General features: G+C 67.9%; 21 protein-coding genes. 10 read left to right on the top strand and 11 right to left on the bottom strand.

Annotated elements, in window-relative coordinates:
• The first annotated feature begins 112 nt into the window (after window positions 1-112).
• Entirely contained in the window at window positions 113-2,230 is a 2,118-nt protein-coding gene (locus A5745_RS12485) for an acyl-CoA dehydrogenase (protein WP_076116214.1), read from the top strand.
• 83 nt (window positions 2,231-2,313) lie between these two features.
• On the opposite strand, the gene A5745_RS12480 is transcribed toward A5745_RS12485, so the two are convergent.
• Window positions 2,314-2,850, bottom strand: a complete 537-nt coding sequence (locus A5745_RS12480; protein ID WP_076116213.1) for a hypothetical protein — start codon at window positions 2,848-2,850, stop codon at window positions 2,314-2,316.
• Between the two features lie 30 nt (window positions 2,851-2,880).
• The gene (locus tag A5745_RS12475) at window positions 2,881-3,963 is read right to left on the bottom strand and encodes a ferredoxin--NADP reductase (protein WP_076116212.1); all 1,083 of its coding nucleotides are present in this window, start codon (window positions 3,961-3,963) and stop codon (window positions 2,881-2,883) included.
• A gap of 147 nt (window positions 3,964-4,110) precedes the next feature.
• Between A5745_RS12475 and hsaA the strand changes: the two genes are divergently transcribed.
• The 4 genes from hsaA to hsaB are packed head-to-tail and all read left to right on the top strand — an operon-like array spanning window position 4,111 to window position 7,692.
• The gene (gene hsaA / locus A5745_RS12470) at window positions 4,111-5,295 is read left to right on the top strand and encodes a 3-hydroxy-9,10-secoandrosta-1,3,5(10)-triene-9,17-dione monooxygenase oxygenase subunit (protein WP_076064160.1); all 1,185 of its coding nucleotides are present in this window, start codon (window positions 4,111-4,113) and stop codon (window positions 5,293-5,295) included.
• A 56-nt stretch (window positions 5,296-5,351) separates the two neighbouring features.
• Window positions 5,352-6,224: a 4,5:9,10-diseco-3-hydroxy-5,9,17-trioxoandrosta-1(10),2-diene-4-oate hydrolase gene (hsaD, locus tag A5745_RS12465; RefSeq protein ID WP_076064162.1), complete on the top strand. Its 873-nt coding sequence runs from the start codon at window positions 5,352-5,354 to the stop codon at window positions 6,222-6,224.
• Window positions 6,224-7,126 carry an iron-dependent extradiol dioxygenase HsaC gene (gene hsaC, locus A5745_RS12460; RefSeq protein WP_076116211.1) on the top strand — a complete coding sequence of 301 codons (903 nt, stop codon included), beginning with the start codon at window positions 6,224-6,226 and terminating at the stop codon, window positions 7,124-7,126. The genes hsaD and hsaC overlap by 1 nt, the downstream gene beginning before the upstream one ends.
• 2 nt (window positions 7,127-7,128) lie before the next feature.
• A complete protein-coding gene (gene hsaB / locus A5745_RS12455) occupies window positions 7,129-7,692 on the top strand; it encodes a 3-hydroxy-9,10-secoandrosta-1,3,5(10)-triene-9,17-dione monooxygenase reductase subunit (protein ID WP_076064165.1) in 564 nt (187 codons plus the stop codon).
• 262 nt (window positions 7,693-7,954) lie between these two features.
• Here hsaB and A5745_RS12450 read toward each other — a convergent pair whose 3' ends face one another.
• Together A5745_RS12450 and A5745_RS12445 are read right to left on the bottom strand one after the other, a co-directional pair.
• Window positions 7,955-8,401, bottom strand: coding sequence for a hypothetical protein (locus A5745_RS12450; protein WP_254848557.1), 447 nt, complete (start codon window positions 8,399-8,401; stop codon window positions 7,955-7,957).
• Window positions 8,402-8,521: 120 nt separating this feature from the next.
• Entirely contained in the window at window positions 8,522-11,686 is a 3,165-nt protein-coding gene (locus tag A5745_RS12445) for a serine/threonine-protein kinase (RefSeq protein ID WP_076116209.1), read from the bottom strand.
• A gap of 134 nt (window positions 11,687-11,820) precedes the next feature.
• On the opposite strand from A5745_RS12445, the gene A5745_RS12440 reads away from it, so the two are divergent.
• On the top strand, window positions 11,821-12,651 hold the full coding sequence (locus A5745_RS12440) for an arylamine N-acetyltransferase (protein ID WP_076116208.1): 831 nt from the start codon (window positions 11,821-11,823) through the stop codon (window positions 12,649-12,651).
• On the opposite strand, the gene A5745_RS12435 is transcribed toward A5745_RS12440, so the two are convergent.
• Genes A5745_RS12435 through fadD3 form a run of 5 tightly spaced genes read right to left on the bottom strand, consistent with a single transcriptional unit; the run spans window position 12,648 to window position 18,363 of the window.
• Window positions 12,648-13,766, bottom strand: a complete 1,119-nt coding sequence (locus A5745_RS12435) for a pyridoxal phosphate-dependent aminotransferase (RefSeq protein WP_076064342.1) — start codon at window positions 13,764-13,766, stop codon at window positions 12,648-12,650. The two genes, A5745_RS12440 and A5745_RS12435, sit on opposite strands and share 4 nt — an antisense overlap.
• A 44-nt stretch (window positions 13,767-13,810) precedes the next feature.
• The gene (locus A5745_RS12430) at window positions 13,811-14,761 is read right to left on the bottom strand and encodes an acyl-CoA dehydrogenase family protein (RefSeq protein WP_076116207.1); all 951 of its coding nucleotides are present in this window, start codon (window positions 14,759-14,761) and stop codon (window positions 13,811-13,813) included.
• Entirely contained in the window at window positions 14,758-15,693 is a 936-nt protein-coding gene (locus A5745_RS12425) for an acyl-CoA dehydrogenase family protein (RefSeq protein ID WP_076116206.1), read from the bottom strand. The genes A5745_RS12430 and A5745_RS12425 overlap by 4 nt, the downstream gene beginning before the upstream one ends.
• Window positions 15,693-16,826, bottom strand: coding sequence for an acyl-CoA dehydrogenase family protein (locus A5745_RS12420; protein ID WP_076064176.1), 1,134 nt, complete (start codon window positions 16,824-16,826; stop codon window positions 15,693-15,695). The genes A5745_RS12425 and A5745_RS12420 overlap by 1 nt, the downstream gene beginning before the upstream one ends.
• A gap of 1 nt (window position 16,827) precedes the next feature.
• Window positions 16,828-18,363, bottom strand: a complete 1,536-nt coding sequence (gene fadD3, locus A5745_RS12415) for a 3-((3aS,4S,7aS)-7a-methyl-1,5-dioxo-octahydro-1H-inden-4-yl)propanoate--CoA ligase FadD3 (RefSeq protein ID WP_076116205.1) — start codon at window positions 18,361-18,363, stop codon at window positions 16,828-16,830.
• Window positions 18,364-18,409: 46 nt separating this feature from the next.
• Here fadD3 and ipdE1 point away from each other — a divergent pair, with 46 nt between their 5' ends.
• The 4 genes from ipdE1 to fadA6 are packed head-to-tail and all read left to right on the top strand — an operon-like array spanning window position 18,410 to window position 22,155.
• Window positions 18,410-19,558, top strand: coding sequence for an acyl-CoA dehydrogenase IpdE1 (gene ipdE1, locus A5745_RS12410; RefSeq protein WP_076064180.1), 1,149 nt, complete (start codon window positions 18,410-18,412; stop codon window positions 19,556-19,558).
• A complete protein-coding gene (gene ipdF, locus A5745_RS12405; protein ID WP_076116204.1) occupies window positions 19,555-20,343 on the top strand; it encodes a (5R,7aS)-5-hydroxy-7a-methyl-1-oxo-2,3,5,6,7,7a-hexahydro-1H-indene-carboxyl-CoA reductase in 789 nt (262 codons plus the stop codon). Before ipdE1 ends, ipdF begins: the two co-directional genes overlap by 4 nt.
• A gap of 45 nt (window positions 20,344-20,388) precedes the next feature.
• On the top strand, window positions 20,389-20,991 hold the full coding sequence (gene kstR2, locus A5745_RS12400; protein WP_139329560.1) for a TetR family transcriptional regulator KstR2: 603 nt from the start codon (window positions 20,389-20,391) through the stop codon (window positions 20,989-20,991).
• Window positions 20,992-20,994: 3 nt separating this feature from the next.
• On the top strand, window positions 20,995-22,155 hold the full coding sequence (gene fadA6 / locus A5745_RS12395) for a steroid 3-ketoacyl-CoA thiolase FadA6 (RefSeq protein WP_076116203.1): 1,161 nt from the start codon (window positions 20,995-20,997) through the stop codon (window positions 22,153-22,155).
• 82 nt (window positions 22,156-22,237) lie between these two features.
• On the opposite strand, the gene ipdC is transcribed toward fadA6, so the two are convergent.
• Window positions 22,238-23,308 (bottom strand): (3aS,4S,5R,7aS)-5-hydroxy-7a-methyl-1-oxo-octahydro-1H-indene-4-carboxyl-CoA dehydrogenase, encoded by a 1,071-nt coding sequence (ipdC, locus tag A5745_RS12390; protein WP_076116202.1) that lies wholly within the window; start codon window positions 23,306-23,308, stop codon window positions 22,238-22,240.
• Window positions 23,309-23,357: 49 nt separating this feature from the next.
• On the bottom strand, window positions 23,358-24,101 hold the full coding sequence (ipdB, locus tag A5745_RS12385; RefSeq protein ID WP_076116201.1) for a cholesterol ring-cleaving hydrolase subunit IpdB: 744 nt from the start codon (window positions 24,099-24,101) through the stop codon (window positions 23,358-23,360).
• Window position 24,102: the final 1 nt, after the last annotated feature.

Raw genomic sequence — 24,102 nt, 5'->3', positions numbered from 1 at the left:
TGCTGCAATGGCGTTCGACTTGACGCTCGATCGCTGGCACTATTAGAACACGTTCTAGTGGGCACCGGGGCCCCATTTATTGCCTCGAATCAAGGACGCGGAGGACGCACACGTGGTAGCGACCGTCACCGACGAACAGTTCGCGGCCCGTGAGCTGGTGCGCGATTGGGCGCGCGATTCCTCCTCGGGACCCAACGGGACCCAAGCGATCCGCGACGTCGAGCAGGGCAACGCCGACGTGTGGCGGCCGGTGTTCGCGGGCCTGGCCGAACTGGGCCTGTTCGGCGTGGCGGTTGCGGAGGACTCCGGCGGGGCGGGCGGTAGCGTCGAGGACCTCTGCGCGATGGTCGAGGAAGCGGCCAAGGCGCTGGTACCCGGGCCCGTCGCCACCACCGCGCTGGCCACCCTCGTCGTCGACGATCCCGAGACGCTGGCCGCGCTGGCCTCCGGCGAACGCTTCGCCGGCGTCGCACTCGAGGGCGCCGTGCAGTTCGACGGCGCTCTTGCGTCCGGGACCGTCGACCTGGTGCTGGGCGCCGCGGACGGCGGTCTGTTGCTGCTACCCGCCGGCGAGACGTGGGTGTTGGTCGACACCCAGGGCGACGGCGTGCAGCTGGAACCCTTGCGGGCCACTGACTTTTCCCGGCCGTTGGCGCGGGTGGTACTGACGTCGGCGTCGGCCACCGCGATCCAAGCGCCGCGGGAGCGGGTCGAGGAACTCGCCGCGACCGTGCTGGCCGCCGAGGCGGCGGGCGTGACCCGATGGTCGCTGGACACCGCGGTCGCATATGCCAAAGTGCGGGAGCAGTTCGGCAAGCCGATTGGCAGTTTCCAGGCCGTCAAGCACCTGTGCGCCGAGATGCTGTGCCGGGCCGAACAGGCCGAGGTGGCCGCCGCCGACGCCGCGCGGGCCGCGGCGGACTCCGACCCCGCCCAGTTCTCGATCGCCGCGGCGCTGGCCGCGAGCATCGGCATCGCCGCCGCGAAGGCCAACGTCAAGGACTGCATTCAGGTGCTCGGCGGCATCGGGTGCACCTGGGAGCACGACGCGCACCTGTACCTGCGCCGGGCGCATGCCATCGGCCGTTTCCTAGGGGGCGCCGAGCGCTGGCTGCGTCGCATCACCGCGCTGACGCAATCGGGCGTGCGGCGTCGGCTGGGCATCGACCTCACCGAGGTGGAGGGCCTGCGGCCGGAGATCGCCGCGGCCGTCGCTGAGGTCGCCGCACTGCCGGAGGAGAAACGTCAGGCGGCGCTGGCCGACGCCCGGCTGCAGGCGCCGCATTGGCCGCCGCCGTACGGGCGCGCGGCGTCACCGGCCGAGCAGCTGCTGATCGATCAGGAGATGGCGGCCGCCGGTGTGGTGCGGCCCGACCTGGTGATCGGTTGGTGGGCGGCGCCGACCATCCTCGAGCACGGCACGCCCGAGCAGATCGAACGCTTCGTGCCGGCCACCCTGCGCGGCGAATTCCTTTGGTGCCAACTGTTTTCCGAGCCGGGAGCGGGCTCCGACCTGGCGTCCCTGCGCACCAAGGCGGTCCGCGGCGACGGGGGCTGGCTGTTGACGGGGCAGAAGGTCTGGACGTCCGCGGCCCACAAGGCGCGCTGGGGTGTGTGCCTGGCGCGCACCGATCCCGACGCGCCCAAACATAAGGGCATCACCTACTTCCTGCTGGACATGAAATCGCCGGGCATCGAAATCCGGCCATTGCGCGAGATCACCGGTGACTCGCTGTTCAACGAGGTGTTCCTGGACAACGTGTTCGTGCCCGACGAGATGGTGGTCGGCACGGTGAACGACGGCTGGCGGCTGGCCCGCACCACGCTGGCCAACGAGCGGATCGCGATGGCCACCGGCACCGCGCTGGGCAACCCGATGGAAGAGCTGCTCAAGGTGCTGGCGGGGATCGACCTCGACACGTCCCAGCAAGACCGGCTGGGGCGCTTGATCGTCACCGCCCAGACCGGAGCGCTGCTGGATCAGCGCATCGCGCAGCTCGCGGTGGGCGGGAAGGACCCGGGGGCGCAATCCAGCGTGCGCAAGCTCATCGGCGTCCGCTACCGGCAGGCGCTGGCCGAATTCACGATGGACGTCTCCGAGGGCGGCGGCCTGGTCCACAACCAAGCGGTCTTCGACTTCCTCAACACCCGCTGCCTGACTATCGCCGGGGGTACCGAGCAGATCCTGCTCACCGTGGCCGCCGAGCGCCTCCTCGGTCTGCCGCGCTGAGCGGCTTTGGCGGCGAGCCTGTAATTTTGGCGGTCCCTACTCGCACTTTGTCTGCAGATTTACAGGCTCGGCGCCGTCAGGAGCTAGGAGAACGTCGTCACCGCGCAGGTGCTGGGCGAGGTGATGTTGACCCCGGGGTAGACCACCTGGATATGCGTGCAGGTGATGACGTTGACGTCGGTCTTGGGCTGGCCGGTCCGCCAATCGGTCGAGTCGATGCGCCCGGTCGTCTGGTATTTGTCCGGCGGTCCCTCACCGAAGTAGACGGTGGTGATCTCGTCGTTGCCCATCGCCTTGTGGACCCGTTCGTACTGGCCGCTGGCGTGCGTGTCCAGGTAGGCCAACCGATCCGTCGACCGGACCTCGGTGGTCTGGCGGGCCCACAGCCCCGGCGGGAAGCCGGTCACGCCGCCGTCGGGGGCGCGCACGTCGGCCCCGGCAGTGAAGTCACAGTGACCGTCGGACTTGAAGCAATTGAGGAACATGTGCGTCTCGAGCTGGTTGGGGCCGTCGAGCGGAAACAGGGTGGTGGCGGTGTTGCTGGCCGCCGAGGACGCGGGCGCCGGCAGGAACGTCACCATCGCCCCCACCACCGCGAATCCCGTCACTAGCCGCATCATCGGCGCTCCCCTTCCCGATTCGCTACGCGACTAATCGTCGTAGGTGACTTCTACCGAATCAGATTCGGGGTGAGATTGACAGGCCAAAATCAAACCTTCGTCGAGATCCTGCTGCTCGAGCACGTCGTTGACCTCCATGTTCACCTTGCCGCTGCGCAGCGTGCAGGCGCATGCGCCGCAGTGGCCCTCTCGGCAGGAAAACGGCGCGTCCAAACCCTTCGCGAGCAAAACGTCGAGCAGCTTGGCGTTGCGCGGCCAGGACACGGTATGCGTTTCGCCGTCCAGCTCGACGACCGCGGTGGCCGGCGGCTCGTCGCCTTCGGCGGTGTCCTCGATCTTGACCGCCGCGAAGGGGTCGGAGTCCAGCGACTTGAACACCTCGATATGTACTTGCGGCGCAGGCACTTTCAGCGTCTCCAGCGCCTCACGCGAGGCGTCCATGAACGGGCCCGGCCCGCAGATGTAGATGGGCCGATCGGTGTACGGGGCCGCCAGCTTCGCCAGCGCCGTGGCGCTCGGCAACCCCTGCAGCGATTCCAGCCAATGCAGCACAGTGAGCCGGTCGGGATACTTGGCGGACAGCTCGCGCAGCGCGTCGGCGAAGATCACCGAGCGGTCGTCGCGGTTGGCGTAGAGCAGCGTCACCTGCCCACTGCCCTCGGCGAGGGCGGACTTGCAGATCGACATGATCGGGGTGATCCCGCTGCCGGCTGCCATCAGCAGGAAGTCGGCGTCCAGCGTCTTGGGCACGAAGTTGCCCGACGGCGCCAGCACGTGGATGCGCATGCCTTTGTGGGCGTGGTCGCACAGCCAGTTGGACGCGTAGCCGTCCGCGGTGCGCTTGACCGTGACGGTGAGCGCGTCGTCGGTGAACGGCGAGCTGCACAGCGAGTAGCAGCGGGCCACCGATCCGGTCCGATCGCTGGGCACGCGCAATGTCAGGAACTGGCCGGGCGCGTAGCGTAGCCGCTCCGGGGGGATGCCGGGGTCGCCCGCTGTGTCCGGCACCGCGAACACCAGCGATCGCGCGTCGTCGGTTTCGGCGACGACCTCGGCGATCTGCAGTTCAAGGACGTGGTCGCCGAGTGGCTCGTCGGGAATTGCTTCCGTCAAGACCAGCCCTTCCTTCGATGACAACTAGAACATGTTACAGAAAACCCGATTGGTACCGCTACCAGCCGCAGGAATACCCTGCTCGACACAAATCGGAACGTGTTCTAGTCTTCTGTGTAAATCCGCACTCCCAGGAGGCAAACGTAGGTGACTTCCATTCAACAGCGTGATGCACAGTCGATTCTGGCTGGCATCGATGATCTGCTTCCGCAGATTCGGGAGCGCGCTCAGGCGACGGAGGACTTGCGCCGGCTGCCCGATGAGACCGTTCAGGCGCTCGAGGACGTCGGCTTCTTCACCCTGCTGCAGCCCGAGCAGTGGGGCGGTCTGCAATGCGATCCCACGCTGTTCTACGAGGCGACGCGGCGACTGGCGAGTGCGTGCGGCTCCACCGGCTGGGTGAGCTCGATCGTCGGGGTGCACAACTGGCATCTGGCGCTGTTCGACCAGCAGGCGCAGGAAGAGGTCTGGGGCGAGGACCCCAAGACGCGGATCTCGTCGTCGTATGCCCCGATGGGGGCGGGCGTGGTGACCGACGGGGGCTACATCGTCAACGGCTCGTGGAACTGGTCGTCGGGCTGTGACCACGCCAGCTGGACGTTCGTCGGCGGCCCGGTCATCAAGGACGGCCGCCCGGTGGATTTCGGCAGCTTCCTGATCCCGCGCAGTGAATACCGCATCGACGACGTGTGGCATGTGGTCGGACTGCGCGGCACCGGCAGCAACACGCTGGTGGTCAAGGACGTCTTCGTGCCCCGGCATCGGTTCCTGTCCTACAAGGCGATGAACGACGGCACCGCCGGGGGATACCAGACCAATACTGCACCGGTCTACAAAATGCCGTGGGGCACAATGCATCCCACCACAATCTCGGCGCCGATCGTCGGCATGGCGTACGGCGCGTACGAGGCGCACGTCGAGCACCAGGGCAAGCGGGTGCGCGCGGCGTTCGCCGGCGAGAAGGCCAAGGACGACCCGTTCGCCAAGGTCCGCATCGCCGAGGCGGCCAGCGATATCGACGCCGCCTGGCGTCAGCTGTCCGGCAACGTCGCCGACGAGTACGCGCTGCTGTCCGCCGGCAAGGAGATCCCGTTCGAGCTGCGCGCCCGCGCCCGCCGCGACCAGGTGCGCGCCACCGGCCGCTCGATCGCCGCGATCGACCGGCTGTTCGAGGCGTCGGGTGCCACCGCGCTGGCCAATGACCAGCCGGTGCAACGCTTCTGGCGCGACGCGCACGCGGGCCGGGTGCACGCCGCCAACGACCCCGAGCGGGCGTACGTGATCTTCGGGAACCACGAGTTCGGGTTGCCGCCCGGCGACACGATGGTCTGATGCGCGCCGGTGACGATGCAGAGCGAAGCGATGAGGAGGAGCGGCGCTTAGTGACAGTGACGGCTACCGAAGAGCTGACGTTCGAGTCCACGTCGCGCTTCGTGGAGGTCGACGTCGACGGGCCGCTGAAGCTGCACTACCACGAGGCGGGAGTCGGCAACGACCAGACCGTGGTGCTACTGCACGGCGGTGGGCCCGGGGCGGCGAGCTGGACGAACTTCTCGCGCAATATCCCGGTGCTGGCCCGGCAATTTCACGTGCTCGCCGTCGACCAGCCCGGCTACGGCCACTCCGACAAGCGCGCCGAGCATGGGCAATTCAACCGCTACGCCGCGCGGGCGCTCAAAGGCCTCTTCGAGCAGTTGGGTCTGGGACGCGTTCCGCTGGTGGGTAATTCGCTGGGCGGGGGCACCGCGGTGCGGTTCGCGCTCGACTACCCGGATCTGGCCGGACGCCTGGTTCTGATGGGTCCCGGGGGGCTCAGCGTCAACCTGTTTGCGCCGGACCCCACCGAGGGCGTCAAGCGCCTCGGCAAGTTCTCCGTCGAACCCACGAAAGAGAACCTCGAGGCGTTCCTGCGCGTGATGGTCTACGACCAGAAGCTCATCACCCCCGAGCTGGTCGACGAGCGCTTCGCCCTGGCCAGCACGCCGGAGTCGCTGACCGCGACCCGCGCGATGGGAATGTCGTTCTCCGGGGCCGACTTCGAGCTCGGCATGATGTGGCGCGAGGTGTACAAGCTGCGCCAGCCGGTGCTGCTGATCTGGGGACGCGAGGACCGGGTCAACCCGCTGGACGGCGCGCTGGTCGCGCTGAAGACCATTCCCCGTGCGCAACTGCATGTCTTCGGGCAGTGTGGACATTGGGCGCAGGTGGAGAAGTTCGACGAGTTCAACAAACTCACCATCGATTTCCTGGGAGGTGCGTGATGAGCATCCGCTCGCTGGGCTATCTACGCATCGAGGCCACCGACATGGCGGCCTGGCGCGACTACGGCCTGAAGGTCCTCGGCATGGTCGAGGGCAAGGGCGCCACCGAGGGCGCGCTCTATCTACGCATGGACGATTTCCCGGCCCGGTTGGTGATTGTTCCCGGCGAGCAGGACCGGCTTGCGGAGGCCGGATGGGAATGCGCGAATGCCGAAGGGCTGCAAGAGATCCGCAACCGGCTCGACGTGGAGGGCACCCCGTACAAGGAGGCCACCGCCGCCGATTTGGCCGAGCGGCGGGTGGACGAGATGATTCAGTTCTCCGACCCCTCCGGCAACCCGCTGGCCGTCTTCCATGGCGCCGCACTGGAACACCGCCGCGTGGTCAGCCCGTACGGCCACAAATTCGTCACCGCCGAGCAGGGCCTGGGCCACGTCGTGCTGACCACCCGCGACGACGACGAGGCGCTGCACTTCTACCGGGACGTGCTCGGGTTCAAGCTTCGTGACTCGATGCGGATGCCGCCGCAGATGGTTGGGCGGCCCGCCGACGGCGCGCCGGCCTGGCTGCGCTTCTTCGGCTGCAACCCGCGCCACCACAGCCTGGCTTTCCTGCCGCTGCCGACCCCGAGCGGCATCGTGCACCTGATGGTCGAGGTCGAAAACGCCGACGACGTGGGCCTGTGCCTGGACCGGGCGCTGCGCCGCAACGTGCCGATGTCGGCCACCCTGGGCCGGCACGTCAACGACCTGATGCTGTCCTTCTACATGAAGACGCCCGGTGGGTTCGACGTCGAATTCGGTTGTGAGGGTAGGCAGGTCGAGGATCACGACTGGATCGCCCGGGAAAGCACCGCGGTGAGCCTGTGGGGCCACGACTTCACCGTGGGCATGCGCGGCTAGCCATGTCGGCGCCGATCGATCCGCGGGCCTTCCGGCAGGTGCTGGGTCAGTTCTGCACCGGGATCACCATCATCACCACCGTGCACGACGAGGCACCGATCGGCTTTGCGTGCCAGTCGTTCGCGGCGTTGTCCCTGGATCCGCCGCTGGTGCTGTTCTGCCCGACGAAGGTGTCGCGGTCCTGGAAGGCGATCGAGGCGTCGGGGCGGTTCTGCGTCAACGTGCTGACCGAAAAGCAGAAGGCCGTCTCCGCTCGATTCGGGTCGAAAGAGCCGGACAAGTTCGCCGGCATCGACTGGCACCCCTCAGAGCTCGGTTCGCCGGTCATCGACGGCTCACTGGCCTACATCGACTGCACCGTCGCATCGGTGCACGACGGCGGCGATCACTTCGTGGTGTTCGGCGCGGTCCAGTCGCTGTCGGAAGCCCCGAAGATCAAGCCCCGACCCCTGCTTTTCTACCGCGGCGACTACACGGGAATCGAGCCGGACAAGACCACGCCGGCGCAATGGCGCGACGACCTGGAAGCGTTCCTCACGACCACTACCCAGGACACCTGGCTCTAACGCGCTTTACGGCGGCGTCGCGATGTTCGGCGGGCTTCGGAAGTGCATTTGGTATGCATTCACCCATTCACCCGCGATAGGCCGTTGGGAAGCGGACAATAAGGGGTGATTCCCGGTGGCCCGCTGAGGGGGCGGGCCACCGGGTGGGACCCGTCTCTACGAGTTGCCCTATTAGACATATATCAAACAAGCGTTGGTCCGTGATGCACTTTGGCCATTTTGGGCGGCGGTCTTGCGCACCGAGGCCCAAGGATCGCTGGGCTTATTGCCGGTGGGCGGCCCCGGTGTCGGTTGCTGGTGTAGCCGACCCGCTCGTCGACTCATCACGAGTCGATTCATCACGAACGTTTGCGGACCCAGACGCAGCTTCCTGAGTCTCGGCCTTGACCGTCGGGTCGATGCGATCGGCACGTTGCTGCTGCTCCTGCAGTTCCTCCCGCGATGTCGCCACCTGGCTCTGATGCGTGGCCGCTCGCTCCTGCAGCTTGGCGGCTTCGGCGGCCTTGACCTCGGCCTCAGCCTGCGCAGCGCGTGCCTTCGCCGCTGTTTCATCGGCTAGCGCCTGACGCCGATCGATTTTGGCCTCCTCGGACCGCGCGTGTTCGCGAATCTCTTCGGCCCGCCGCTGCCGGCGTCGCCGCGTTGCCCTGGTCGCGATGACGATCAGGGCAACGACCACGAGGACTGCCACCGCCGCGGCGATCACCATCCAGACGATATTGCTGGTGCTCATAAATGGGGCTCCGTTGCTCGGTGTATTGGTCTGCCCGTCTACCCGGGGTCCCCGTACTCGACGTATGCCAAACAGCCAATGCCGGCGCCGGCGCCGCTACATGAAGTCCAGCGCCTCGACCGTCGCGATCGGACCCTCGTGGGTCGGCCGGTTTGCCCCGCCGATGCAGTACACCGTGTTGCCGACGGTCGCCACCACCTCGGCGTGCCGCGCCGTCGGCATGGGCGCCAGCGTGCTCCACTTCCCGCTGGCGATGTCATACATCTCGACCGTGTTCAGCACCATCGTCGGCTCTTCGCCACCGACGGCCACGATGCCGCCATCGATATAGGTGGCGCCGTAACTTCCCCGCGGCGTCGGCATGCCCACCAGCTTGGTCCAGGTCCCCGCCGCGGGGTCGAACCGTTCGAGGGCCGCGGAATTCTTGTCAGCCGAGAGGAACCGGCCGCCGACCGTGTACACGTAGGTGCCGTCGGAGACCGCGGCCAGGTGTTCGCGCGGCGTCGGCATGTCGGCGGCGTCGTTCCACGAAGTGCCGTCGAAGACCTCGGTCTGCGGGACGAGCTGCTTGGCGTTCTGCCCGCCGACCGCCACGAGTTTGTCACCCACCACGGCGGCGGCCGGCGCCGCCCGAGCGTGCGTGAGGCTCGGCAGCTCCACCCAGCTGCCACCCCGCAGCGCGAACACCTTGTTGGACGCGTTCGCGAGGTTGTCGCTCGCACCGCCGAGCACCACCACCTCGCCGCGGTACGTCGCTGCCGCCGCGTGGTGCAGCGGGATGGGCAACGGAGGGCCGGTTTCCCAGGCGCCGCTGCGCGGGTCGTAGCTTTCGACGGTCTGGAGCGCTACTCCGTTCTGCAGGCCGCCGAGGATCCAGATCTTGTTGTTGAGGACCGCCCAGGCCATCATCAACCGGGCCGTCGGCGCGTCGGGCAGGGACCGCCACTGCGAGGCCGGCTGGATCTTGCGGGCCGGCAGCTTCAGCACCTCCGCCGCAGCGGTTACCTGGCCATCTCCGACACCGGTGGACCCGCCGATCGCGTAGACGGATTTCTCCACCGCCGCGACGGCCATCCCGTGGCGCGGGGTCGTCATGTCCGGCAACCCGGTCCACGTTTTGGTCATCAGATCGAACACCGAAACGGTTTTGAGGACTTGCCCCGACGACACGCCGCCGACGGCCACCAGGCGGCCGTCCGTGATGGCCACGCCGAGGTCACTGCGCGCCTGGGGAAGCGCGGGCAACGACGTCCAGGCTTTCGCCGCCGGGTCATACGCCTCGAGCGTCGGCAGATCCGAGCCGCCGTTGGTACCGCCGACCGCGTACACCAACTTTCCGTCGGAGGCCGCGGCAAGCATCTGCCGCGGAGTCGGTATGGGCGCGCCCAGGCTCCAAGAGTTGCCGTCGAAGACCTCGGTCGTGTTCAGCAGCGCACCGCCCGCGTCGACACCGCCGGTGACAACGAGCCGATCACCGACGACGGCCGCTGCCGCCGCCGCCCTGGGCTGCAACAGGTGCGGCATCTCTACCCAGCGACTGTTGATCACACGCCAAACCTGGTCCGACGCAACGCTTTTGCCGCCCACTGACTTGAGCCCGCCCAGCACGACGGGGTTTCCCTGCCAATTGACCGCGGTCGCGCGCTGGACGGCAACCGGTAGATCGTCGCCGCCCTTCCAGCTATCGATGACTGGGTCGTAGCCCTCCTGCATCGCGCTGAGGGCTCCGTCGCTTCGAATCCCGCCGAAGATCCAGATCGTGCCGTCGACCTGGGTGGTGGCCCCGGCGTCGCGAGCGACGCGCGCATTCGTGATCGGTTTCCATTCGACCGGCGCCTCCGTGCTCGGTTGGCTCGCGGCGGTCTTGTGGCCGTTGTCGCCCGGAATCGCGAAAACCACAACGACGATCACCAGCAGCACGACGGCGGCGGCCGCGCCGGCGACCAGCGCAATGCGACTCCGCTTCTTTCCCGGCTCGCCGAACCAAGCGGCGGCCCGCGCCTGCAGCGGCGGTTTCCCACCCGGGGGCGGGACGGCGCCCGGCGGCTGCGCGGGGATCCTCGGTGGGGTCATTGCGTTGCCGTTTCCCGACGGCGGGGGCGGCGGAGCGGGCACCGGCCGCTGCGTTCCGGTGATGCCTCCGCCGCGCAATCTGGTCGCCGCGGCGGAGTACTCGTCGGACCCGGACGCCGCCAGCGGCGCGGTCGCGGGGGCGGACTCGCTCGGCGGCGGCGGTTTGGGAACGGACGACGTCGTGCGATCCGGCGGCCGCCCCGTTGCCGTGTGTCCGCGGGGGGAAGCGGAGGGAGTCGCGGTGAGGCCCGCCGTCACGTTGACCGTGTGCCCCGGCTCGACACCGACGCTGGTGATCGCCATCGAATCGGGTTTCAGGCCATTCTGGCGCTGCGCCGATTGCAATTCGCGGCCGAACTGCGCCGCGGACGTGGGCCGCTCGGCCGGATCGATGGCCATCGCATGCTCGATCGCCGCGCACACCGCGTCCGGGATCCCGTCCGGACGCATGTCCGGGACCCGTGTCGTGCTGATCCGCAGATACTGCGCAATGAGGTCCTCGCCGCTGCGGCGTTCGTGTGCGGCGCTGCCGGCAATGAGCGCATAAATTGTGGCGCCGAGAGAGTAAAGGTCGGAACTCACCGTTGCCGGATTACCGGTCATAACCTCGGGCGCGGTGTAGTCGATTGTGCCGGAGAAGAACCCGGTCGCGGTTTCATACCCGCCTTCGATGTGGGCGATCCCGAAATCGCTCAGCTGGGGCTCGCCGTAGTCGTTGATAAGCACGTTTGCGGGCTTGATATCGCGGTGCAAAGTTCCGCTCTTGTGTGCGGTTTCCAGTGCCCCGCACAACTTCACCCCGATCCGCAATGCCTCGGGCCAAGAAATTGGCCCCTCGCGGCGCAACCTGACGGCCAGCGAATCCGCTGCGTGGTAGGGCATCACGATGTACGGCTTGCCGCTCTCGGTCACGCCGACGCGCAAGATGTTGACAATATTCGGATGCCCCGAGAGGCCCCCCATCGCATAGCCCTCGCGCAGAAAGCGCTCCCTGCTGTCTTCGTCGAAATGCGATGGCAGCACCTTGACCGCGACATTTCGCCCGAGCGCCGTCTCGTAGCAGCAATAGATCACGCCGGCGCCGCCCCGGGCGACTTGGCGGGCATCTTCGAATCCGGCGGAAGCCAACTCCGCAGCGAGCCCGCTCGGGGCCGGCGTCGGACCGTCGCTGGCAGGTCCTTCAGCCATTTCTGGGCGCCAATCTGTGCAATGAATGAATTAGCGAGGTCAAGAGTATCGCTCGCGATCTCCCGCGGAGAAGATTCGGCGAGGATAGTTTCCGCCGGACATATTCTGACGCCTCCCTGGGCCAGAATGGCGTCATGACGCTCGATCTGAACGGATACTTCGATCGCATCGACTACCACGGCGCCGCCGAGCCGAACCTCGAGGTATTACAGGATCTGGTGACCGCCCACACTCGGACCATTCCCTTCGAGAACCTCGATCCGCTGTTGGGGGTGCCGGTCGACGACCTGAGCCCGGAATCCCTCGCCGACAAGCTGGTTCGCCGGGGTCGGGGCGGCTACTGCTACGAGCAGAACGGCCTAATGGGCTATGCGCTCGCCGAAATCGGCTTTCGGGTACGGCGATTCGCCGGGCGGGTGATCTGGATGGTCCCGCCCGACGCGCCGGTCGGGGCGCAGACTCATACGGTGTTGGCGGTGACGTTCCCCGGTTCCGCGGGCCCATATCTCGTGGACGTCGGTTTCGGCGGCCAGACCCTGCCTTCGCCCATCCGGCTGGAAACGGGCAGCGTCCAGCAGACGACGCTGGAACCGTACCGGTTGCGGGACCGCCGCGACGGACTGGTGCTGGAGGCCCAGATCCGCGGCGAGTGGCAGTCGCTCTACGAGTTCACCACGCGAACCAGGCCGGACATCGACCTGCGGGTGGGTAGCTGGTGGGTGTCGACCCACCCGTCGTCGCACTTCGTGACGAGCCTGACGGTCGCGCGGTTGACCGACGGCGCCCGAATGAACCTGGCGGGGCGCAACCTGACCGTTCACCGCGCCGATGGTAGCGAGAAAACCCGGCTCGAGGACGCCGCAGCGGTCGTCGACGCGCTGCGCGACCGGTTCGGCATCAATGTCGATGACGTCGCCGAGCGCGGTGCCCTCGAGGCGCGCATCGACAAGGTCCTCGACGCTTAGCGGCGCACCAGCCAGGGCCCCATGCGCCGCAGCGCCTCCTCGATGTCGGTGGTCGGCCCGGCGAAGGACAGCCGGACGAACGCATTGCCGCGCGCGGGGTCGAAGTCGATGCCCGGTGCGATGGCAACGCCGGTGTCGGACAGCAGCTTTGCGCAGAAACCCAGCGAATCGTCGGTGAAGTCGGAGACGTCGGCGTACACGTAGAACGCGCCGTCGGTCGGCGCCAGCCGGTCGATCCCGATCCGGCGCAGCCCGTCGAGCAGCAGCGAGCGGTTGACGGCGTAGTGACGCAGATGGCCGTCGGCCTCGGCGATCGCCTCGGGCGTGAACGCCGCCACCGCAGCGATCTGCGACAGCACGGGCGGGCAGATGGTGAAGTTGCCGGTCAGGCAGTCCACCGCGCGGCGCAGCTCCGGCGGCACCAGCAGCCAGCCCAGCCGCCAGCCCGTCATCGCGTAATATTTGGAAAAGCTGTTGACTACCACCGCGTTTCGCGACGTCTGCCAGGCGCAGCTGGTTTGCGGGGCGCCCGGGTAGACCAGGCCGTGGTAGACCTCGTCGCTGATCAGCCGCACCCCCGAGGCCTCGCACCACGACGCGATCGCCGCCAACTCGGCCGGCGGTATGACCGTCCCGGTGGGGTTGGCCGGGCTGGCGACGACGACTCCGGCCACCGGCGGGTCCAGTTCGGCCAGCATCCGCGCGGTCGGCTGGAACCGAGTCTCCGGCCCGCACGGGATCTCCACCACCTCGCATCCCAGCGCCGACAGGATGTTTCGATAACAGGGGTAGCCGGGACTGGCCAGCGCCACCCGATCGCCGACGTCAAAGCATGCGAGAAAAGCGAGCAGAAACCCGCCCGAGGAGCCCGTGGTGATCACCACGGCGTCGGACTCGACGTAGATTCCGTGCTGGCGCTGGTAATCCGCCGCGATCGCGTCGCGCAGTTCCGGGATGCCCAGCGCCACGGTGTAACCCAACTCGTTGAGATGCAGCGCGCTCGCCGCGGCCGCCCGCACCGGCTCGGGGGCACCGACACTCGGTTGTCCCGCCGATAGGTTCACCAGATCGCCATGACTGCGCTGGCGCTCCGCGGCCGCCAGCCAGACATCCATCACATAGAACGGCGGGATGCCGGCACGCAGCGCGACGGAGGCGTTCACGGCGTTTTGAGCACCTCGGATTCCAGCCGGCTCAGCAAGTCTCGCGGTGCGCCCAGCAGCTGGGCACTGCCGTGTGCGCGTTTGAAATACAGGTGCATGTCGTGTTCCCAGGTGATCGCGATGCCACCGTGTAGCTGAATGCCTTCGGCGGCCGCCCTGCTCAGCGCCTCGCTTGCGGCGAGGCGCGCGGTGGCGGCGTTGGTGGGTGTGGGGTCGACGCACGCGTCGGCGACGACGGCCCGCGCCGCCGCGATCGCGACATACAGATCCGCCATCCGATGCTTGAGCGCCTGGAAGCTGCCGATCGGACGGCCGAATTGCACTCTGCTCTTGGCATATTCGACGGTCAGCTCCAGGCAGCGCTCGGCGGCCCCGATCTGCTCGGCGGCCACCAGGATCGCCGCGGAGTCGGCCAGGCCGGGGTCGGGGCCCAGCGCGGTGGTCTCCTCGGGCCGCACCCGGGCCAGCCGGCGGGTGGGGTCCATGGTCGTCACCGGGTGCGCGCTGAACCGGGTCCACCTGGCCAGCTCGCCGTCCACCGCGGCGACGACCACGTCGGCGATGTCGCCGTTGACCACATAGTCGGCGTCGAGCACCAGCGCGCCGATCGAGCTACCCTCCGCCAGTCCCGCCAATGCGTCGGGGTCCGGCTCCGGCGCCGCCAGCAGCGCCAGCTCGGCCAGCGTGGTGCCCAGCAGCGGGGAGGGCACCAGCGCGCGGCCCAGTTCCTGCAAAACCGTTGCGGCATCGGCCAATTCGCCGTCCGCACCGCCGAGCTCCTCGGGCACCACCAGCGCGGCGGCGCCGACCTGCTCACACAGCAGCCGCCACAGCGATTCGTCGTAGCCCGCCTCCGACTCGATCGCGGCGCGCACGGCCGCCGGGTCCGCGTGTTTGGTGACCAGGGCTGCGACGGTCTCGCGCAGCATCTCCCGTTCTTCGCTCATAACGCCTCCAGCACCCTGCGCCGATGCGCCTCGGGATCACCCCACGCCGAGCGTAATGCCTGCACCCGCAGCAGCCACAGCGAAAGGTCGTGCTCCTGGGTGAAGCCGATCGCGCCGTGCGTCTGCAACGACGCCCGCGCCGCCAACAGCCCGGCCTCGGACGCGGCCGCCTTGGCGGCGCTCACGTCGCGCGGCTCCAACGTCAGCGCCGCGCCGTACACCAACGGACGGGTCAGCTCGATCGCGATGTGCACATCGGCCAGCTTGTGCTTGATGGCCTGATACGAACCGATCACCCGGCCGAACTGCGTGCGCTGCTTCGCGTAATCGACCGCGCCGTTGAGCAGCGCCTCCGCGGCGCCGACCAGCTGCGCCGCGGTGGCCAGCGCGCCGAACCGGTAGGCACGCTCGACGTCCCCCTGCCAGGTGTCGCCGGTTGCCGTCACGTCGTAGAGGCGGCGGCTGGGATCGACGGATTGGTGGCACTCACCCGCTACGGCTTCGCTGACACCGGCGTCGGTGGCCAGCAGCACCAGCCCGGCCGCCTCGGCGTCCACCGCGCGCGGGGTCTCGGGTGGCAGTGCGACGGTGGCGATCAGCTCACCGGACGCCAGCCCGGCGCTTCGATCGTCTTCGGCAAGCAAAACCGGTGCGACGGCGATGGATTCGGCCACCGGGCCCGGCACGCACCACCGACCGAGGCGCTCCAGCGCGACGACCAGGTCCACCGGGTGCGCGTCCAGGCCATCGTATTTCTCGGGCACGGCCAGGGCGGTGACGCCGAGGTTGGCGAGCTGCTCCCACACCTTGCGGCCGGGCGCGACGTCGCCGGCTGACCAGGCGCGCACCGCCCCGGGCAGGTCGGCCGCGCCGAGCGCCGCGTCGATGCTGTTCGCGAAGTCGCGTTGCTGTTGGTCTAGCGCAAAGTCCATTACCGCTTCTCCCTGGGCAGGCCCAGCAGGCGTTCGGAGATGATGTTGCGTTGAATCTCGTTGGTACCGGCATAGATCGGGCCGCCCAGCGCGAACAGCAGGCCATCGGTCCACGGCCCGGCGAGCTCGCCGTCGGCGCCCCGCAGGTCGATCGCGGTCTGATGGATGGCCACGTCGAGATCGGACCAGAACACCTTGGTCACCGACGATTCGGCGCCCAGCTCGCCGCCGGCGGCCAGCCTGGTCACCGTGCCGAAGGTCTGCAGCCGGTAGGCCTGCGCCTTGATCCAGGCGTCGGCGACCCGGTCGGCGAACTCAGCGGGCGAGCCGGTGTCCTTCCACAGCCGCACCAGCCGCTCGGCGGCCGCCAGGAAGCGGGCCGGGCTGCGCAGCGACATGCCACGCTCGTTGCTGGACGTGCTCATGGCGGCCCGCCAGCCGTCGTTGGGCGTGCCGATGACGTCCTCGTCGGGCACGAAGACGTCGTCGAGGAAGATCTCACCGAAGCCGGTGTCGCCGCCCAGCTGGACAATAGGCCGCACGGTGATGCCCTTGGCTTTCAGGTCGAACATGAAGTACGTCAGCCCGTGGTGTCGCTCCGCCGAGGGGTCGGATCGAAACAACCCGAAGCCCATCTCGGCGAACGGTGCCCGCGAACTCCAGATCTTCTGCCCGTTCAGCAGCCAGCCGCCGTCGGTCTTGGTCGCGGTGGACCGCAGCGACGCCAGGTCGCTGCCGGATTCGGGTTCCGACCAGGCCTGGGCCCAGATCTGTTCGCCGCTGGCCATTTTCGGCAGTATCCGGTCGAGTTGTTCCTCGGTGCCGTGCGCGAACAACGTCGGGGCCAGCATCGAGGTGCCGTTGGCGCTGGCGCGTCCCGGCGCCCCGGCGTGGAAGTACTCCTCTTCGAACACCACCCAGTGCAGCAGCGGCGCGTCGCGGCCGCCGTACTTCTTCGGCCAGGTGATCACCGACAGGCCCGCATCGAAGAGCACCTTGTCCCAATGCCGGTGTTGCGCAAAGCCTTCCGCGCTGTCGTAGGACTTCGTCGGGATCGCCTCGGCGTTGGCGGAGAGGAAGTCGCGCACCTCGGCCTGGAAGGCCAATGTCTCTTCGTCTAGTTCCAGATCCAATTCAGGCCAGCTCTCGCAGTTGTGGTTTAACCACCTTGCCGCCCGCATTGCGCGGCAACGCGTCGACGAATCGCACCGACCGCGGTGCCTTGAAGTTCGCCAAATGTTCACGGGTATAAGCGATTACCGATTGCTCGTCGAGGTCCGAGCCGGGCCGGGTCACCACGAACGCCCGGCCCACCTCGCCCAGGCGCTCGTCGGGAACCCCTATCACGGCGGCGTCGGCCACGCCCTCCAGTCGGGCCAGCACCTGCTCGACCTCGGCGGGATAGACGTTGAAGCCGCCACAGATGTACATGTCCTTGAGCCGGTCGGTGATGCGCAGGTTTCCGGCCTTGTCGACGGCGCCGATGTCACCGGTGTGCAGCCAGCCGTCGGCGTCGATGGCCGCGGCGGTGGCCTCCGGATCGTCGAGATAGCCCAGCATCACGTTGGGCCCGCGCAGCAGCACCTCTCCCGATTCGCCGGGTTCCGTTGCGTCGATGCGCAATTCGAAGTCCGCGAACGGGCGGCCGCAGGTGGTGGCGACGGTCACCGCGTCGTCGTCGGCTCGGCACATGGTGCCCATGCCATTGGCCTCGGTCAGGCCATAGGCGGTCAGCACGATGTCGATGTCGAGCTCGGACTGCATGCGTTCGACCAACACCACGGGAACGGTGGCCGCGCCGGTCACCGCGAACCGCAGCGAGCTCAGGTCGTAGTCGTTGCGGGCCGGGTGATCGAGCAGGGTCTGGTAGATCGTGGGCGGCCCGGGCAACACGGTGATGCGGTATTGCTCGATGGCCTGCAGCGTGCGCAGCGGATCGAAGGTCAGGTGCGGGATCAGCGTCGCCCCGGTCTGCAGGCAGGCCAGAATGCCGGCCTTGTATCCGAAGTTGTGGAAGAACGGGTTGATGCACAGGTAGCGGTCGTCGCTCGTGATCTTGCCGTTGGCGGCCCACGAGGCCGACGCCGAGAGCGATTGCCGGTGCGCGCACAGCACGCCTTTGCTGCGACCGGTGGTCCCGGAGGTGAACAGGATGTCGCTGACGTCGTCGGGGACCACGGCCGCGGCACGTTCGGAGACGGCGGCGGACCCGGAACCCTGGGCGATGAATTCGTCCCAGGTGCCGTCCTCGGCTTCGATCGGGATGCGCACGATGTGCCGCAGCGCGGGCAGGGCCGCGCGGTCGAGGTCGGCGAGTCGATCGTTACCGAGAAATCGGCCCATCCCGAACAGCACCGGCGCCTCGGTGCGGGCCAGGATGTCGGCGGCCTCCGAGGCGGTGTAGCGCGTATTGAGCGGCACCATCGCGGCCCCGGCGTGGTGAATCGCCAGGCAGGCGACCACCCAGTGCCAGGTGTTCGGCGACCAGATGGCCACCCGGTCGCGGTGTTGGACGCCGAGCGCGATGAGCGCGGCCGTCGCGCGGTGCACCTCGTCGCGCAGCTCGGCCGCGGTGAACGAACGGTCGTCGGTGATCAGCGCGGCGTGGTCGGGGAGCTGGTCGACGAAACGGTCCAGCGCCGCGGGCACGGTGCGCGGATCGTCAGTCATCGATGCTCCTAACAAAGCAAGTGCTTGGTAGGTTAGCCTACAGTGCATGCAGGATGTCGAGGAGTTCCGGGCGGAGGTCCGAGATTGGCTCGCCGACAATCTGGTCGGCGAATTCGCAGCGCTCAAGGGCCTCGGTGGCCCCGGGCGTGAACACGAAGCGTTCGAAGAGCGCCGGGCCTGGAACCAGCATCTGGCCGCGGCGGGGCTGACCTGTCTGGGCTGGCCGGTCGAGCACGGCGGCCGCGGCCTTTCGACGGCGCATCGGGTGGCCTTCTACGAGGAATACGCCCGCGCCGACGCCCCGGACAAGGTCAACCACTTCGGTGAGGAGCTGCTCGGCCCGACGCTGATCGCGTTCGGGACACCCGAGCAGCAGGAGCGCTTCCTGCCCCGGATCCTGGACGTCACCGAACTGTGGTGCCAGGGATATTCGGAGCCCGGCGCCGGCAGCGACCTGGCCAACGTCTCGACCACCGCCGAGCTCGACGGCGACCAGTGGGTGATCAACGGCCAGAAGGTCTGGACGTCGCTGGCGCACCTGTCGCAGTGGTGCTTCGTGGTGGCGCGCACCGAGAAGGGCTCCAAGCGGCACGCCGGGCTGTCGTATCTGCTGGTGCCGCTGGACCAGCCGGGCGTGCAGATCCGGCCTATTGTCCAGATCACCGGCACCGCGGAGTTCAACGAGGTGTTCTTCGACGACGCCCGCACCGACGCATCGATGGTGGTCGGCCAGCCGGGCGATGGCTGGCGGGTCGCCATGGGAACGCTGACGTTCGAGCGCGGCGTCTCGACGCTGGGGCAGCAAATCCGTTATGCCCGTGAGCTTTCCAACCTCGCCGAGCTCGCACAGCGCAACGGCGCAGCCGACGATCCGTTCATCCGGGAGCGGCTGACGCGGGCGTGGACGGGGCTGCGGGCGATGCGTTCGTACGCGCTAGCCACCATGGATGTCGAGCAGCCAGGCCAGGACAACGTGTCGAAGCTGTTGTGGGCCAACTGGCATCGCGATCTGGGCGAGCTGGCGATGGACGTCATCGGCAAGCCCGGCCTGACGCTCACCGATGGCGAGTTCGACGAGTGGCAGCGGCTGTACCTGTTCACCCGCGCCGACACCATCTACGGCGGGTCCAACGAGATCCAGCGCAACATCATCGCCGAGCGGGTGCTCGGCCTACCGCGAGAGGTTAAGGGATGAGTCTGGCCGAAGCACCGAAAGAGGTTGCCGGACACGGGCTTCTGGCCGGCAAGGTGGTCATCGTGACGGCCGCCGCGGGCACCGGCATCGGATCGGCGACCGCACGGCGGGCCCTGGCCGAGGGTGCCGACGTGGTGATCTCCGACCACCACGAACGACGGTTGGGCGAGGCAGCCGACGAGCTGTCGGCGCTGGGGCAGGGTCGCGTCGAGAAGGTGGTGTGCGACGTGACGTCGAGCGTCCAGGTCGACGCGTTGTTCGCGTCGGCCCATGCCCGGATGGGCCGCATCGACGTACTGGTCAACAACGCCGGGCTCGGTGGGCAGACGCCGGTGGTCGACATGACCGACGAGGAGTGGGATCGCGTCCTGAACGTCACCCTGACGTCGGTGTTTCGGGCGACTCGCGCTGCGCTGCGATACTTCCGCGACGCCCCACACGGCGGGGTGATCGTCAACAACGCCAGCGTCCTGGGTTGGCGCGCGCAGCACTCGCAGTCGCACTACGCGGCCGCCAAGGCCGGGGTGATGGCGTTAACCCGTTGCAGCGCAATCGAAGCCGTCGAGTACGGCGTCCGAATCAACGCGGTGTCGCCGAGCATCGCCCGGCACAAATTTCTGGACAAGACCACGTCGGCGGAGCTACTCGACCAGCTCTCCGCGGGCGAGGCGTTCGGGCGAGCCGCCGAGCCGTGGGAGGTGGCGGCCACCATCGCGTTCCTGGCCAGCGACTACTCGAGTTACCTCACGGGCGAGGTCATCTCCGTCTCGAGCCAGCATCCGTGAGCAAGGCGACTGGCCAAGCAAGCGCTTGGTTGATACTCTGATCCGGTGGACCGAGTGCCCGGTCAGGCGAACAGCCGGCGAGACGAGCTGCTGGACCTCGCCGCGACCATGTTCGCCGAGCGGGGCCTGCGCGCCACCACCGTGCGCGACATCGCCGACGGTGCCGGCATCCTGTCCGGCAGTCTGTACCACCACTTCTCCTCGAAAGAGGAGATCGTCGACGAGCTGCTGCGCAGCTTCCTGGACTGGTTGTTCGCCCGCTACCGCGAGATCGTGGACAGCGAGGCCAACCCGCTCGAGCGGCTCAAGGGCCTGTTCATGGCGTCGTTCGAGGCGATCGAGGATCGTCACGCGCAAGTCGTCATCTATCAGGACGAAGCCAAACGGCTGCTGTCGCAGGCCCGGTTCTCCTACATCGAGGACATGAACCGCCAGCAACGCAAGATGTGGGTCGAGGTGCTCAACCAGGGCGTCGACGAGGGCTACTTCCGGCCCGACCTCGACGTCGACCTCGTCTACCGATTCATCCGCGACACCACCTGGGTGTCGGTGCGCTGGTATCAACCCGGCGGACCGCTCACCGCGCAGCAGGTGGGTCAGCAATATCTCGCCATCGTGCTCGGCGGGATCACCAAAGAAGGAGTTTGAAAGATGCCTGAGGCGTACGTCATCGACGCTGTGCGTACTGCGGTCGGCAAGCGCGGCGGATCGCTGGCCGGGATCCATCCCATCGACCTGGGCGCGCTGGGGTGGCGCGGACTTCTGGACCGGATCGACGTCGACCCCGCCGCCGTCGACGACGTGATCGCCGGCTGCGTCGACGCCATCGGGGGACAGGCGGGCAACATCGCCCGGCTCTCCTGGCTGGCCGCCGGCTACCCCGAAGAGGTTCCCGGTGTCACCGTGGATCGCCAGTGCGGCTCCAGCCAGCAGGCGATTTCCTTTGGCGCGCAAGCGATCATGTCCGGCACGGCCGACCTCATCGTGGCCGGCGGCGTGCAGAACATGAGCCAGATCCCGATCTCGTCGGCGATGACCGTCGCCGAGCAGTTCGGGTTCACTTCACCGACCAATGAATCCAAGCAGTGGCTGCATCGCTATGGCGATCAGGAGATCTCACAGTTCCGCGGCTCGGAGCTGATCGCCGAAAAGTGGAACCTGTCGCGCGAGGAGATGGAGCGCTACGCGCTGACCAGCCACGAGCGCGCGTTCGCGGCGATCCGCGGCGGCCACTTCGACAACGAAATCCTCACCGTCGAAACCGAATCCGGGCCGTTCCGCGTCGACGAAGGCCCGCGCGAGTCGTCGATGGAGAAGATGGCCGGCCTGAAACCGCTCGTCGAGGGGGGACGGCTGACGGCGGCGATGGCCAGTCAGATTTCCGACGGCGCCAGTGCGGTGCTGCTGGCTTCCGAGCAGGCCGTCAAGGACCACGGATTGACGCCCAGGGCCCGCATCCACCACATCAGCGCGCGCGCCGCCGACCCGGTGTTCATGCTGACCGGCCCGATCCCGGCCACCCGCCACGCGCTGGAGAAGACCGGGCTGTCGATCAGCGACATCGATACCGTGGAGATCAACGAGGCGTTCGCACCCGTTGTGATGGCCTGGCTCAAGGAGATCAAGGCCGACCCGGAGAAGGTCAACCCCAACGGCGGCGCGATCGCCCTCGGTCATCCGCTGGGCGCCACCGGGGCCAAGCTGTTCGCCACCATGCTGAACGAGTTGGAGCGCATCGGCGGCCGCTATGGGCTGCAGACGATGTGCGAGGGCGGCGGCACGGCCAACGTCACCATCATCGAGCGGCTCTAACACACTGCGGCGAACGTGCGTGTCTGTACGCCGACACGCCGCAATTCGTGTACAACTGCGCACGCCCGCCGAAAAGCGATGGCTACTCCACGACGTAAGACGATGCCGCCTGGAGGTGTTCGATTGCGTCGCGCACGATCGCTTCGATCAGCTCGGCGCACGACGGCAGGTCGTCGAGGATGCCGGCCACCTGTCCCGACGCCAGCACACCGGCGTCGGTGTTGCCCTCGACGAGGCCGGCCTTCAGCAGCATCGGCGTATTGGCCGCCATCACCACCTGCGACCAGGTCAGCTCCTTGCCGTGCCGCATCGCCAGCCCGTCGCTGATCATCGAGCGCCAAGTCATCTGCGACATCTTCTTGAACTTGGCGGCATTGCGCAGCGCCGCGGTGAAACCCCTTGCCCGTGAACCGCTTTCCAGCTTCTCGACTAACCCGGTGCGCAGCACCCGGTGCGGCATGCCGTCAACGCGCGTGGTGACCACCGTGCCGTCCAGCGCCGCCTCTAAGTACCGCTGCTTGACCGCGTCGGGCACGGTGGAATCCGAGGTGAGCAAGAACCGGGTGCCCATCGCGACCCCGGCGGCGCCGTAGGACAGCGCCGCGGCGAGGCCACGCCCGTCGAAGAATCCGCCCGCCGCGATCACGGGGATGCCGGTGCCCTTGACCGCGTCCAGCACGGACGGCAGCAGCAGCGTCGTCGCGACGGGCCCGGTGTGCCCGCCGCCCTCGCCGCCCTGGACGATCATCGCGTCGGCGCCCCAGCCCGCGACCTTCCGTGCATGCTTGGCCGCACCGATCGAGGGGATGACCACCGCCCCAGCATCTTTCAGCCGCGCTATCAACTCTGGTTTGGGTGCCAGCGCAAACGACGCGACCTTCACACCCTCGCGGATCATCAACTCGACCCGGTCACCCGCGTCGGCCGCGTCGGCGCGGATGTTCACGCCGAACGGCTTGTCGGTAGCCGCCTTGACCTTGCCGATCGCGGTCGCCAGCTCGTCCAGCGTCATCGTCGCCGACGCCAGGATGCCCAGGCCGCCCGCGTTGGCCGTGGCGGACACCAGCCGGGCACCGGCCACCCAGCCCATCCCGGTCTGCACCACCGGATGCTCGACGCCGACCAGTTCGGTCAGCGGCGTGCGCAATCTCATAGCCACCGCCGACGATGCAGAGCAAAGCGATGAGGAGGAGGCGGAACAATCATGAACGTATCTCTCTGTCGCGCAGCGACTTCGGGTCGATGACCGAACGGATCAGGTTCAGCTCGTCGTCGGTCGGCAGCCTCGTCTCCTCGGCGCCGTCAATGCCGTGCACCTCGAACGACGTGTTCTCGCGGACCTCGTCGGGCGATACGCCCGGGTGCAGGGACACCGCGCGCATGGCCTTGTCCGGGCCGCCGAAGTCGAACACCCCGAGGTTGGACACCACCCGGTAGGGGTTGGCGAACCGGAACGCCGGGTTTGCCTCGTCGATCTTGTCCCAGCCGATGCCGCAGACGACGTCGACGGCTTCGCAGAACACCCGCTTCGAGTGGTTGCCGACCCAGTAGCTGGTCGCGTGGTTGATCGCGTTGCCGGGCGCGCCGCGGAGGCCGAACATCTGCCGGGTGGGGTGCTGCAGCGGGCCGAACGCCGAGATGTTCTGATTCCCAAAGCGATCGACCTGATTGGCGCCCATGATCACATGCCGCCGGCCCCAGGCCAGGGTCTCGAACACCCGGCCGAACGGCATCCAGCCTTCGACCGCTCCGGTCTTGCCCAGCGCCGGGGTGTCAGCCAGGAGCTGGGCCTCGCCATCGGTGAGCAGGATGTCCGGTGAGAACGTCAGCCGCGCCAGCCGCGCGCCTACGGAGGCCATGTTCGTCATCGGGCTGACCATGATTTCGCCCGCGTCCCTGAACAACTCGGCGCAGGCGACGGCGCAGACCTCGGCCCGGGTGGGCATT

This window comes from Mycobacterium sp. IS-2888, from assembly GCF_001954215.1.
Lineage (GTDB): Bacteria > Actinomycetota > Actinomycetes > Mycobacteriales > Mycobacteriaceae > Mycobacterium.
This window is presented reverse-complemented; position numbering and strand designations above follow the sequence as displayed.